The following is a 12,713-nucleotide window of genomic DNA, read 5'->3' as shown; positions in this document are numbered from 1 at the left end:
CCAGCGCCCCGGGCCGGGAGTGGGCGGTGTGGTGGGAGGGCGGGGGCCGGGGGCCGCCCGGGAGCCGGCCGTCGCACCCACCCCCGCGCGGGATGTTCGATCCGGGGCGCACTCCGGGCGCACCTCCCCCGCCGTCCCGCGCTGCTACGCGCGTCCCCGTGCGCCGCAGCCCTTCGGACCACTACGCAACGTGATCATCCGACGCACGGTCGTCGGCACACGGAGTGGTTCGAACTGCACCGAACCGGTTGCAGAGCCACCCCTCCGTCCAGCACGATGCTCCCTGTGAACGGTTCTCCCGGCGGCCGGCAGGCACGCCGTGGGGGTCCCGACCGACCTCTCCGCCGTCGCCGCGCAGGAAGGCGACAGCGGTTTTCACTTCACGCTCCGTGAGCGGTGGACCGGCGCAGACCTGCCCGCCGACCCGCCGCCGCACGGAGCGCGCGCCCCGCTCCGCCGGCCACCCACGTCGGCCCCGAGGGACGCGACCGCGAGCCAACCGACAGGACGGCGCTCCTCCCCCGGCGCCGTCACCCCCAGCACCTGGCGCAGCCCTGACGCCGAGTGCTGAGCGACAAAGGGCCCCGTACCCCCGCGGGGCCCTTTGCCCTTTTCCGCATCTCCTACGGGTGGTCGCGCCAGACGCTCGGGTCGACTGGCTCCTCCGGCGGCCGCGGCGCGGCCCCGGGCTGCGGCGGCGTCCCCGCGGCGGGCGCGGGCGGCGCGTCGTGCGAGCCGAGCACCTCGCTCACCCCGATCACCGGCGCGTCCGCACCCGGCCCGGCCGGGTGCGGCACCGCCGGCGGCACCGGCCCGTACGGCGGCGCCTGCGGGGGCACTCCGGGCGGCACCGTGCCCGGCCCCGGCGGCGGGCCCGCGTAGCCGGGACCGCCCGGGTACGGCACCTCCGGCGGCACCGGCCCGTACGCCCCGTACGGCGGCGGCGCCCCGTACGGCGGCACCGCCGCACCCCGGCCGCCGAGCGCCGCCAGCAGCGCGGGCACCAGCAGCGCGCCGACCAGCGCCCATACCGCACTGGCCAGCAGCAGGCTGAGGAAGGCCAGCCCCATCGAGGTGTCCTGGGTCGAGGGCGAGTTGTCCACACCGCCCCAGCTCCCGGAGGTGGGCGCCCGGAGGGACATCGAGGTGCTGAACAGCCCTCCGGAGGCCGCCGTCAGCGCGACGAGCAGCACGGCGTACACGGCCGCCAGCCGGAGCCGGTCGGCCACGTCCAGTCGCCGCCGGTAGGCCGTCCAGCCGAGCAGCCCCGCCGCGGCGAGCGCCAGCAGACCGGCCCAGCGCCAGTCGGCGGTCTCGCCGTGCAGGTCGAAGAAGGAGAACTCCCGGTGGCTGTCGCGGTAGTCGCTCCACCCCGGGACGACGCCACCCCTGGTGGTGTCCGAGCGGACGGTGGCGCCCGAACCCAGGCCGAGCAGCAGCAGGCCGAGGTTGGGCAGGAAGGCCAGCGAGACGGGCGTCTGCCAGTCCTGGTCGCTGTTGACGGCGATCAGCACGAAGGCCGTCACCGAGGCCAGTCCCAGGGTCAGCGCGAGCGCCTGGCCCGCCACCAGCGCGGCCACCGCCCAGCCGCGCACCGCCCGGCTGCGCCAGGCGGCCCAGCGCATCGCGTCGGTGCCGTAGACGGTGAAGGCCAGCAGCCCGCCCACCAGGAGGGTCCAGCCGAGCGCCCAGACCCAGCCGGAGTCCGTGTCGAGGGACGGCTTCCCGAGGCCCGGACCGGAGCCGTAGTAGCCGCCGTCCGTGTTCCCCGGGTTCCAGCTGGTGCCAGCGACCAGCCCGAGCACCGCGGTCACCAGGGCGAGCACCACCGCGGTGCGCAGCGCCTCACCGGCCGCCTGGCCGCGGGTCAGCTGGGAGCCGTCGGCCTTGCGCCGGCGCAGCCCGGCCCGCAGGCCGCGCCAGAGCGCCAGGCACCACAGGACGGTGACCGTCATCGGCACCGCCCAGAAGGTGACGTCCAGGTTCTCCGAGCGGCCGCGGGTGACCGGGTTGTGGAAGCCGAGCCGGAACGGCGCGCCCAGCGCGTTCAGGGCCATCGCCAGGGTGGAGAGGAAGCGGTCGCCGAATTCGGGGGTCGGGAAGGCCCGGTCGAGGGTGTAGTCGCCCGGGATCGCCGCGACCAGCGCCGCCAGCAGCAGCACCGCGGTCGGGCCGACGGCCGCCCGCAGCGCCGGGCGCCAGCTCGTGCCGGTCAGCGAGCGCAGCAGCGGCGACTGGGCGCTCTTCGGGTAGTACGGCTGCCCGGCTCCCCAACTGCCCACCGCTGGCGGCCCGCCGACCGGCGGGCGGCCGGCGCCCTGGCCGGGCGGCGGCGGGTAGTACCCGGGCGGTCCGGCGGGCGGCGGTCCGGCCGGCTGCGGCACGGCCGGCTGCGGCACGGCGGGCAGCGGCACGGCGGGCAGCGCGACGGCCGTCGGGGGCGGGGGTGCCGTCGGCCGTCCGCACGCGCCGCAGGCGGGCGCCCCCTCCACCGAAGTCGCGCCGCACGATGCGCAGTTGGCCATGGACCGCATTCCCCCCGCTCGACGAGTTCCTGGTCCCCCAGGGAGCCCGTTTATCCCATCGGACCCGAACGGATGTCAACCGAAAAGCGGCCAGGGCGGATTGGCCTCCGGAGCCGGTTCAGCCGCGCTTCTTCGGGACCTCGGGGACGGGCAGCAGCGGCAGCCGCAGCGCGCCGAAGGCGCCCTCCGGCACGGCCGGGCGCACCGGCGCGACCGGGTCGACCCGACGGTAGGCCTCGCCCTGCTCCGGGCGCCGGTCCGCCTCGCCCTTGTTGGGCCACATCGACAGGGCGCGCTCGGCCTGCGCGGTGATGGTGAGCGAGGGGTTGACGCCGAGGTTGGCGGAGACGGCCGCGCCGTCCACCACGCTGATCCCGGGGTGCCCGTACAGCCGGTGGTACGGGTCGACCACGCCGGTCTCGGGGGTGTCCCCGATCGGGCAGCCGCCGAGGAAGTGCGCGGTCATCGGGATGTCGAAGATCTCGCCGACGGTGCTGCCCGGGAAGCCGTTGATCTCGTCGGCCAGGGCCTGGGCGCCCTGCTCGGCGGCCGGGATCCAGGTCGGATTGGGCTCGCCGTGGCCCTGGCTGGACGTGAGCCGGGGCTTGCCGAGCGGCCCCTTCTTGAGCGAGACGGTGATCGAGTTGTCCAGCGACTGCATCACCAGCCCGATGATCGTCTTCTCGGACCAGCCGCGCTGGTTCATCGAGCGGCCGAAGGTCACCGGGTGGAGCACCGAGTTGCCCAGGTAGCGCAGCCAGCGCGGGGCCCTCCCACCGCCCTTGACCTGGGCGATCGACAGCGCGCCCATCGCGTTGGAGCCCTTGCCGTAGCGGACCGGCTCGATGTGGGTGTTGGCGTCCGGGTGGATCGAGGAGGTGATCGCGACGCCCTTGGTGAAGTCCGCCTTGGTGCCGTAGCGCCGGTCGGTGGTCTGCGCGCCCACCAGCGCCTCGGAGTTGGTGCGGGTCAGCTCGCCGAGCCGGTCGGAGATCCGGGGCAGGTGGCCGTCGGCGCGCATCCGGTGCAGCAGCGACTGGGTGCCGTAGGTGCCGGCCGCGACCACCACCCGGGCGGCGGTGATGGTCCGGGCGCCGGCCTTCACCCGGTCGGTCCTCGACCGGGAGTCGGTGCGGCGCACGTCCACCGCGTAGCCCCGGTTCCCGTCGGCTCCCCCCAGCTCGCGGATCCGGGCCACCGTGGTCAGCGGGTGGATCTCCGCGCCGCCCCGCTCCGCCAGGTACAGGTAGTTCTCGGTGAGCATGTTCTTGGCGCCGTGCCGGCAGCCGGTCATGCACTCGCCGCACTCCACGCAGGCCCTGCGGGCCGGGCCGGCACCGCCGAAGTACGGGTCGGCGACCTCCTCGCCGGGGGCCGCCTCGGTGGTGCCGTCGGTGTCCTTGCCGTCCCCGAAGAAGACCCCGACCGGCGCCATGTGGAAGGTGTCCCCGACGCCCATCTTCTCGGCCGCCGCCTTGAGGTGGACGTCGGACGGCGTGACGGTCGGGTTCAGCCGGACCCCGAGCATCCGCTGCGCCTGGTCGTAGAACGGCGCCAACTCCTCCTGCCAGTCCGTGATGTGGCGCCACTGGCGGTCCTCGAAGAAGGCCTTCGGCGGCACGTACAGGGTGTTCGCGTAGTTCAGCGAGCCGCCGCCGACCCCGGCACCGGCCAGGATCAGCACGTTGGCCAGCAGGTGGATCCGCTGGATGCCGTACAGCCCGAGCTGCGGAGCCCACAGGTAGTTCGGCAGGTCCCAGGAGTTCCGCGGCAGTTCGTCCCGCTCGAAGCGCCGCCCGGCCTCCAGGACGGCGACCCGGTAGCCCTTCTCGGTCAGCCGCAGCGCCGCGACCGAACCGCCGAAGCCGGAGCCGACCACGACCACGTCGTAGTCGAACTCCGCCGAACCGCCGGACTCCACCATCTGCCACTGCTCCTTCGGGGTCGAACCTGCCTGGGGGGAAAGCCCGGTCGGCGCTGCGCGGACCGCGGCCCTACTTGAACCTCAGCGCCTTGAGCGCCCGCAGCCCGCCGGTCATCACGGCGGCGAACTGCTTGTCGTCCAGTCCGAACGAGGGCGCGATCGGCATCAGCCGCTGGGTGGCGACGGTCTGCGCCTCGGTGAAGCGCAGGATGCCGTCGGCACCGTGCCTCCGGCCCAGACCCGAGTCGCCCATGCCGCCCATCGGCGCGGCCACCGAGCCGTACGCGGCCGCGTAGGCCTCGTTGACGTTGACCGTCCCGGTGCGCAGCCGGGCGGCGACCGCCCGGCCGCGCCGCAGGTCCCTGGTCCAGACGCTGGAGTTCAGGCCGTACGGCGTGGAGTTGGCGGCGGCGACCGCCTCCTCCTCGGTGTCGAAGCGGTAGACCGAGACGACCGGCCCGAAGGTCTCCTCCGAGCAGACCGCCATCTCCGGGGTCACCCCGTCCAGGACGGTCGGCTCGTAGAAGAACGGGCCGAGGTCGGGCCGGGCCCGCCCGCCGGTCAGCACGGTGGCGCCGGCCTTGACCGCCTCCTCGACGTGCCGGGTGGTGGTGTCCAGCTGCCGGGCGGAGACCAGCGAGCCCATGTCGGCGCCGTACGCCAGGCCGCCGCCCAGGCGCAGCGCCCGGGTGCGGGCGACGAAGCGCTCCAGGAACCGGTCGGCGACCGAGCGGTGCACCAGCAGCCGCTCGATCGAGATGCACAGCTGCCCGGCCGAGGAGAAGCAGGCCCGTACGGCGCCCGCGGCGGCCGCGTCGACGTCGGCGTCGGAGAGCACCAGCATGGCGTTCTTGCCGCCGAGTTCGAGCGAGGCGCCGACCAGCCGGGCGGCGGCGCGCTGGGCTACCTCACGGCCGGTGCGGGTGGAGCCGGTGAAGGAGACGTAGTCGGCGTGCTCCACCACGGCGGGGCCGATCACCGGGCCGTCGCCGATCACGACCTGCCACAGGTCGGCCGGCAGGCCGGCCTCGATCAGCAGCTCCCGGGCCCACAGCCCGGTCAGCGCGGTCTGGGTGTCGGGCTTGTTGACCACCGCGTTGCCGGCCACGAAGGCGGGCAGCAGGTCGCCGACGCACAGCTCCAGCGGGTAGTTCCACGGCGAGATGTGGCCGACCACTCCCTTGGGGCGGCGGGCCTCCACGGTGTGGGTGAGCACCGGCAGCGCACCGCCGCGGCGCCGGTCCTTCAGGTAGCCCTGGGCGGTGCGCCCGTAGTGCCGGGCGGCCATGGCGACGGCCAGGACCTCCTCGAAGGCGTGGAGTCGGGCCTTGCCGGTCTCGGCCTGGACGAGGTCCAGCACCTCGTCCTGCCGCTTGAGCAGCAGGTCGTGGAAGCGCAGCAGCACGGCCGCGCGGCGGCGCACCGGCAGCGCGGCCCAGGCGGCCTGGGCGCGGCGGGCCAGCTGGAAGGCGACCTCCACGTCGGCCGGCGTGGACTGCGGCAGACCGGCCAGCCGCTCACCGGTCAACGGGGCGACGGTCTCCACCACGTTGGGCTCGGCGGTGGCGGTGACCCCGGTGGCCAGCCGGTCGACCAGGGACCGGGGGACGGCGGTCGCGACGGTCCGGCCGCCGCCGGGGGCGGTCGGGTTGCCGCCCGCGGGGGCGCCGGGGTGTTCGGTGGCCACTGCATCTGCTGTGAGGTCCGACATACGGCGCAGCCTAGGCCTTCGGCGCCCGACGCGGTACCCGTGGGTAACAAGTATCTGCCGCAGTCAGGCGAAAGCGGGCGCTCCGCCCTCACCGGCCCCCGCTACGGATCCCGGTCAGCGGGTGGGCGTGAAGTGGTTGAGCACCGTGGTGAACCGCTGCTCGGCCTGCTGCCACTCGTCGCCCTTGTCCGGGCTGGACGCGTAGATCGCGTAGGCGGTGCCGTCCTCGTCGATGAACTCGGTCTCGATCGCCCGCCGGCGTCCGCCCTCCTTCGCCAGGTAGCTGAACTCCCAGGTGGCCGCCTCGTGGCCGTTCACCACGGCGCCGGCCATCCGGTGCTGCTTGTAGTCCTTGAGCGACTTGGAGACGTTGACCTCCATCTGCCGCATGTGGTCCAACGGCTTGATCGACTGCCCGACGGTGACCGCGAACTGCAGGTAGTGCACCCGGTTGTCGGCGCTGTAGAAGATCTGGTTGCTGTCGGTGCCGAGGCTGCGCTGCCAGGCCGGGGTCCCGGTCGGCAGCGGGAAGCGGAAGCCGGCCGGGTCGTCGACCCAGTGGTAGCCGGCGGGCGCGGGCGCCCCGGGGGTCGCGGCGCCGGTCGCCAGCTCGTCGGAGGGTTCGGCGGTGTCCGGTTGCGCGGTCGGAGTGGGCTCGGCATCCGGCGAGCCGGTCAGCTGCCGGGTGGCGAGGAAGGTCGCCCCGGCGGCCAGCACGCCCACCGCCACGGCGATGGCCAGGAGCCTCAGCCGCTTGCGGCGTCTGGCCGGACCGAGCGCGGGCGCGGAGGAGTGCGCGACCGGCGCACCGACCGAAGTGTGCGCCTGCCCGGCGGCCACGGCGGGCACCTCGAACGGCACGGCGACCGACACGGCGGTCGGGACGGTCCCGGCCGGACGCGGATCGGTCGGATCCTCCGAGCCCTCCGCCGACGGCCCGGCGGTCCCGTCCGGCCCCTCGTTGCGGTCCACCACCGGCACCGACTGGGTGGGCGTGCGCACCGGCGCCGCCGAGGACCCCACCGGCGTCAGCCCCATGGTGTGCCCGGCCTGCACCTCCGCCAGCATCCGCGCCGCCTCGTCCGCGCTCGGCCGGTCGGCGGGGTCCTTGGCCATCAGCGCGGCCAGCACCGGCCCGAGCGGACCGGCCCGGCGCGACTCCGGCAGCGGCTCGTCGACCACCGCGGCCAGCGTGGTGATCGGCGAGTCCCGGCGGAACGGCGACTGGCCCTCGACCGCCGCGTACAGCGTCGCCCCGAGGCCCCACAGGTCGGAGGCCGGCCCGGGCCGCTCGCCCTGGGCGCGCTCGGGCGCCAGGTAGTCCGGCGAGCCGACCAGGTCGCCCGGCCGGGTCAGCTCGGTCGAGCCCTCGTACTTGGCGATGCCGAAGTCCAGCAGCACCACCCGTCCGGTGCCGCGCTCCAGCAGCACGTTGGCCGGCTTGACGTCCCGGTGCAGCACCCCGAGCTGGTGGCCGCGGTGCAGCGCGGCGAGCACCTGGCTGCCGACCTCGGCGGCGGCGCGCGGCGGCAGGGTGCCGTCCTGGCTGATCACGTCGGCCAGCGAACGGCCGTCGACCAGCTCCATCACGATCCACGGCCGGCCGTCCTGCTCCAGCACGTCGTGCACGGTGATCACGCCGGGGTGCTTGATCCTCGCGGCTGCGCTGGCCTCGCGCTTCATCCGCGTGTGCAGGATCTGCAGGTCCTCCTCCGGCAGGTGGTTGACGGTCAGCTCCTTGACCGCGACCTCGCGGTCCAGCATCCGGTCCCAGGCCCGCCAGACCGTGCCCATCCCGCCCCGGCCGAGCCGCTCGCCGAGCTCGTACCGCCCGGCCAGCAACCGCTCCGCCTCGGCCGCCTCCGGCCGGTCCTGCACGCCCATCGGCGACCGCTCCCCCTCTCGATTCCACCTGCCGTCACCGCGGCGGAAAGCCCGCTGCAGACCACTGTTCGAACAGATTCCACGGACACCCTAGGCGCACGCCGCCGAGCCCGGTAATCTCGCCCACCCCCCGGACCCGCGGACCGGCGGGCAACCGGACCGTCAGCCCGCGAACAGCACCACGGCGACGATGCCCAGCACCAGCAGCAGGAACACTCCCCCCACCAGCAGCGGCCCGAGCATGGCCGGCGGTATCCGGGAGCTCCCGCCACCCCGCGCCCCGCCGGATTCCGGCGCGCCCCCCTCCGAACGCCCGCGTCGGCGCGGCCGCAACGGCACCAACGGCGCATCCGGCTTCAGCTCCACCTCCCGCGCCGCCCGCTCCTCCTCGGCGGGCTCCGGCGCGCCCGCCAGCAGCGCCGCCAACTCGCCGCGCACCGCCCATGCCGTCGGCCGCAGCGTCGGATCGGGCTGCAGCAGCCGCTCGACCAAGGGTGCCAACGGTCCGCAGACCACCGATGGTTCACGCCGCCCGTCCCGGACCGCCGTCACCAGCTCCGGGACCCCGATCTCCAGGAACGGCGGACGGCCGGTCACCATCCGGTGCAGCAGCACCCCGAGCGCCCAGCAGTCCCCCGCCGGGCCGCCGTCCAGCGGCCAGCGCTCGGCCACCGGACCGACCAGCGTGGCCCGCACGTCGTACCGCCGCCGTCCGCCCGGCCCGCCGAGGTCCTCGGCCAGCGCCTCCTGGGCCACCCCGGTGAGCAACCCCCCGAGCATCGCCGCGCCGTCCTCGCAGACCAGCACCGACTCGGCGGTCACATTGCCGTGGGAGAGCCCGGCCTCGTGCAGGGCCCGCAGCGCACCGGCCAGATCGGCCGCCAGTTCGGCAGCCCGGTACGGCGGGAGCGGGCCGGCGGTGAGCAGTTCGGCCAGGGGCCAGCCCGCCGGCCGCTCCTCCACCGTCCACAGCAACTCGCCGTCGACGAAGGCGCCGACCCCGCGCAGCAGCCGCGGATGCCAGGCCGGCGCGGTCGAACCGACCGCCGCCACCCGCCGCACCAGCCGGTCCCCGTGGCCGGGATTGGGCTCATCCGGGTCCTGACCTACGGTCAACAACGCGGGCAGCTCGACTGCGCGCAGCAGCACCGACTCGCCGGTGCGCTCGTCCACCGCGAAGGCTCGCAGCAGTTCGGGACGGTCCGTCAGCCGGTACCGACCCGCCATCAACTGGCCGGGTCCGCCTCGCATGCCAGTTCCTCTCGCTCGCCGAACAGCCTACTGAGCGACTCCTCTACTCTCGATCACATGGACTGGACCGATCTGATCGACACCGCCTTCAAGGTGGCGGGCAACAGCAACCAAGCCAACCAGGCCGAGGCCGTCCGCGCGGTCGAAGCGGCCGTCATCGACGGCGAGGAACCGGTCGCCTCCACGGCCGGGCGGCACCCCGACCACTTCCGCCGGGGCGTACTGGTGCTCACCACCCACCGACTGCTCTTCCTGAAGGACGGAAAGCCGCCGGTACCGGTTCCGCTCACGGCCGTCACCGACGCCACCGTGACCCGCACCAAGTTCAACGGCGAGGTGCTCACCGTCGTCGCTCTGACCGGCTCCCACCGCTTCGAGGACGTGGTCAAGGCCGAGGTCTTCGCCGAACGGATCCGCGAGACCGCCCGGACGGCCCGCACCACCCCGCAGGCGCCGAAGCCCTCCGACACCGGCGACCAACTCATCGACCAGCTGGAGCGCCTGGCCGCCCTGCGGGCCTCCGGCGCACTCACCGACGAGGAGTTCAGCCGCGCCAAGCAGCGCCTGATCGGTTGAGCGCTACGGCGCCGGCTGGAAGCTGTCGAACACGACGTCCCGGGCGGAAGCCTGCGCGGCCCACTGCGCGTCCGGGACGATCCAGTAGATCGAGTAGCCGTACTTCGCCGGATTCCCGGTCACGAAACCCCGGTTGAGCGAGTGCGACTTTGGCGTGCCGTTGGTCCACTCCCAGTCCGCCGCGTTGCTCCACTGCCGGTACGTGATCGCCGACAGGTTCAGCCGCTGGTAGTTCGTCACCTGGCCGCGGACGTTGGGCTCCGAATCCTGCCAGTCGGCGAGGGCGCTCGCACCCGGCGAGGTGGTCCACTCGATCCGCAGCTGGCTGCCGTCGGCCGGGTTCTTGAAGATCCGCCGGTTGGACTCCGACCCGGCCGGCTGCAACCAGTCCGGCAGCGTGACGGAGAACCCGCTCGGATCCTGGTACGCGTGGTAACCCGCCGGCACCGCGCCACCCGTGGTCTGCGTCGGAGCCGGCCCGGTCGTCGGAGCCGGCCCGGTCGTCGGCGCCGGCCCGGTCGTCGGCGCCTGCGCCGGCGGAGGCGCCGCGGCCGAGGTCTCCGTCGTAGCGGTCGGCTCCACGGCCGTCGGAGCCGGCTCCGTCGCGGCCGCCGCCGGACTCCGGCTCGGCGTCGCGTCGGTGGTCGCGGCGACCGGCGAGGTGGCCCCCGCACTGTGGGTGCTTCCGCCCTTCGCGCTCCCGCCCCCGCCGCCCACGGCCTGGACCACCGCGAGGATCCCGGCGATCAACAGCAGCACCAGCACCACGGTGACCACCGCCAACCGGCGACGCCCCGTACGCGGATCGGCCCCGGCAGCCTGGGTCGCCCCCATCGTCCACTCACTGGTCACCGGCCGAATCGGCTCCGCCGCCGGCACCGGCTCGGCCGCAGCCTCCGCGACGGGCTCCTCGTCCCGCACCCGGCTGCCCACCCGGACCGTCCCCAGCAGCCCGCCCACGGTCCGCTTGGGCGTCTCCTCCCCCGCCTTCTCCCCCTCGTCCCCGGCCTTCTCCGCCGAGTCCCCAGCCTCCGCCGACCCGACCGGCATCGCGTGCTCGGTCGTCGACTCGGCCTTCGCGGTCGCCTCCGCCACCACCCGCTTGAGCATCGACCGGGTCTGCGAAGCGTCCAGCCGCTTCGCCGGGTCCTTCTCCAGCAGCCCCTCGATCACCGGCAGCAGCGGCCCGGCGTTCGCCGGCGTGCTCAGTTCCTCGGTCATCACCGCGGTCAGGGTGGCCAGCGCCGAGCCGCGGTCGTACGGCGGCCGCCCCTCGACCATCGCGTACAGCGTGCCGCCCAGCGACCACAGGTCGGCCGGCGGCCCGGGCTTCTGCCCGCGCGCCCGCTCCGGGGATATGTACGAGGGCGCGCCGACCAGCATCCCGGTGGAGGTGATCGAGGCGTCGCCCTCCACGCTGGCGATCCCGAAGTCGGTGAGCACGACCCGGCCGTCCTCGCCGATCAGCACGTTGGACGGCTTCACGTCCCGGTGCAGGATGCCGAGCGCGTGCGCCGCGCTCAGCACGCCCAGCACGTCCAGCGCGATCTCCGCCGCCCGGGCGGGCGTCAGCGGCCCGTCCTCCCGGACGACGTCGGCCAGCGAGCGGGACTCGACCAGCTCCATGACGATCCACGGCCGGTCGTCCTCGTCGACCACGTCGAAGACGGTCACCGCCGAGTTGTGCCGGATCCGCGCCGTCGCCTTCGCCTCGCGCAGCGTCCGGACGATCAGCCGGTGCTTCTCCTCCTCCTCGACGCTGGCGTTCATCCGCAGTTCCTTGACCGCGACGGTCCGGCCCAGCATCTCGTCCTCGGCGCGCCAGACGGTGCCCATGCCACCGCGTCCGAGCACGCCGTTCAGCCGGTAGCGGCCGGCCAGGAGGCGGCCGGTGGAACCCTGCGCCTGGGTCATTCGGAACGTTCCCCCATGTGCTGCTGACGGTCGTGGTGACGGCGCGTCGGCCCGGCCAGGGCCCGAACGCCCAAGCCTCCATCATCCCCTGTCCGGAGGGGCGACTACCACCCGCCCCCCGGCCCAAGCCGGGACGAACCGGAACGGGTGCGACGCTCTGTGCCCGATCTGTGATCGAAAACTCGCCAAGATCTGCCCGAAGCGCTGCTACCGTTCGGCAGCTCATAGTCTTTCCGGGGGGACTCGACGCCCATGACCGCACCCGCACCGGGCGCTGACGGACCATCGCTCCGCCCGCGCACCGCCCAGCACTACTCGGTCGCACCCGTCCTGGACACCCCCGAGGGCTACGTCGCCCCCGGCATGCCCGGCGTCCCGGTCACCGGCTACGACCCCGGCACCCCCACCTCCCGCCGCCGCACCCCCCGCCGCCGCACCCCCCTCGCCCTCCTCCTCGCCCCCCTCGCCGCCCTCCTCGGCGGCCTGGCCTACGGCTGCGCCCCCCTGCGCGCCGCCGACAGCCTCGGCTGGCTGGCCATCGCCCAGGCCGGCCTGGTCGCCCTCCCCCTGGGCCTGCTCGGCGGCAGGAACCGCTTACTCCCACCCCTGGGCGCCCTCCTCTCCGCCGGCGCCCTCCTCCTGGGCCAGCTCACCCAGCACCTCCGCCTCGTCCACACCGACACCGCCACCCCGCGCACCCTCCTCCACAACACCCTCACCTCCTGGCGCGCCGACCTGCGCCCCCTCGACCTCACCTTCTACGCCATCGCCCTGATCGGCGGCTTCCTCCTCACCCGCCGCCTCACCACCCGCACCTGACCACCCCGGCGCACCCCCGGCGCCCCAGCTCCCTCCCCCTCCATGGGCGCGCCGGCGTCGCCCGCGCGCCCACCACACCCCCACCCCCCACACCCGACCCAGGCGAGAG

General features: G+C 74.6%; 8 protein-coding genes. 2 read left to right on the top strand and 6 right to left on the bottom strand.

Annotated elements, in window-relative coordinates; genetic code table 11:
- Positions 1-623 precede the first annotated feature (623 nt).
- The 5 genes from ACFV1W_RS38390 to ACFV1W_RS38370 form a co-directional block, all read right to left on the bottom strand.
- On the bottom strand, positions 624-2,525 hold the full coding sequence (locus ACFV1W_RS38390; protein ID WP_380421969.1) for a hypothetical protein: 1,902 nt from the start codon (positions 2,523-2,525) through the stop codon (positions 624-626).
- A gap of 118 nt (positions 2,526-2,643) precedes the next feature.
- Complete coding sequence (locus ACFV1W_RS38385) at positions 2,644-4,449, bottom strand: GMC oxidoreductase (protein ID WP_380421968.1); 1,806 nt, start codon at positions 4,447-4,449, stop codon at positions 2,644-2,646.
- A 70-nt stretch (positions 4,450-4,519) separates the two neighbouring features.
- Positions 4,520-6,160 (bottom strand): succinic semialdehyde dehydrogenase, encoded by a 1,641-nt coding sequence (locus ACFV1W_RS38380; RefSeq protein ID WP_380421966.1) that lies wholly within the window; start codon positions 6,158-6,160, stop codon positions 4,520-4,522.
- Positions 6,161-6,274: 114 nt separating this feature from the next.
- Positions 6,275-8,044, bottom strand: coding sequence for a protein kinase (locus tag ACFV1W_RS38375; protein ID WP_380421965.1), 1,770 nt, complete (start codon positions 8,042-8,044; stop codon positions 6,275-6,277).
- A 162-nt stretch (positions 8,045-8,206) separates the two neighbouring features.
- Positions 8,207-9,295 carry a protein kinase gene (locus tag ACFV1W_RS38370; protein ID WP_380421963.1) on the bottom strand — a complete coding sequence of 363 codons (1,089 nt, stop codon included), beginning with the start codon at positions 9,293-9,295 and terminating at the stop codon, positions 8,207-8,209.
- A 57-nt stretch (positions 9,296-9,352) separates the two neighbouring features.
- Here ACFV1W_RS38370 and ACFV1W_RS38365 point away from each other — a divergent pair, with 57 nt between their 5' ends.
- A complete protein-coding gene (locus tag ACFV1W_RS38365) occupies positions 9,353-9,871 on the top strand; it encodes an SHOCT domain-containing protein (protein WP_380421961.1) in 519 nt (172 codons plus the stop codon).
- Positions 9,872-9,874: 3 nt separating this feature from the next.
- On the opposite strand, the gene ACFV1W_RS38360 is transcribed toward ACFV1W_RS38365, so the two are convergent.
- Complete coding sequence (locus tag ACFV1W_RS38360) at positions 9,875-11,785, bottom strand: serine/threonine-protein kinase (RefSeq protein WP_380421959.1); 1,911 nt, start codon at positions 11,783-11,785, stop codon at positions 9,875-9,877.
- Positions 11,786-12,037: 252 nt separating this feature from the next.
- On the opposite strand from ACFV1W_RS38360, the gene ACFV1W_RS38355 reads away from it, so the two are divergent.
- Positions 12,038-12,604 carry a hypothetical protein gene (locus tag ACFV1W_RS38355; protein WP_380421957.1) on the top strand — a complete coding sequence of 189 codons (567 nt, stop codon included), beginning with the start codon at positions 12,038-12,040 and terminating at the stop codon, positions 12,602-12,604.
- Positions 12,605-12,713: the final 109 nt, after the last annotated feature.

Source organism: Kitasatospora sp. NPDC059648, assembly GCF_042734825.1.
GTDB lineage: Bacteria > Actinomycetota > Actinomycetes > Streptomycetales > Streptomycetaceae > Kitasatospora.
Note: the sequence above shows the minus strand (reverse complement) of the source record. Positions and strands in the feature narration are given on the sequence as shown.

Coding starts and splice junctions, on each gene's coding strand:
- ACFV1W_RS38365 (WP_380421961.1), top strand. CDS start 9,353: ATGGACTGGACCGATCTGATCGACACCGCCTTCAAGGTGGCGGGCAAC.
- ACFV1W_RS38360 (WP_380421959.1), bottom strand. CDS start 11,785: ATGACCCAGGCGCAGGGTTCCACCGGCCGCCTCCTGGCCGGCCGCTAC.
- ACFV1W_RS38375 (WP_380421965.1), bottom strand. CDS start 8,044: ATGGGCGTGCAGGACCGGCCGGAGGCGGCCGAGGCGGAGCGGTTGCTG.
- ACFV1W_RS38390 (WP_380421969.1), bottom strand. CDS start 2,525: ATGGCCAACTGCGCATCGTGCGGCGCGACTTCGGTGGAGGGGGCGCCC.
- ACFV1W_RS38385 (WP_380421968.1), bottom strand. CDS start 4,449: ATGGTGGAGTCCGGCGGTTCGGCGGAGTTCGACTACGACGTGGTCGTG.
- ACFV1W_RS38370 (WP_380421963.1), bottom strand. CDS start 9,295: ATGCGAGGCGGACCCGGCCAGTTGATGGCGGGTCGGTACCGGCTGACG.
- ACFV1W_RS38355 (WP_380421957.1), top strand. CDS start 12,038: ATGACCGCACCCGCACCGGGCGCTGACGGACCATCGCTCCGCCCGCGC.
- ACFV1W_RS38380 (WP_380421966.1), bottom strand. CDS start 6,160: ATGTCGGACCTCACAGCAGATGCAGTGGCCACCGAACACCCCGGCGCC.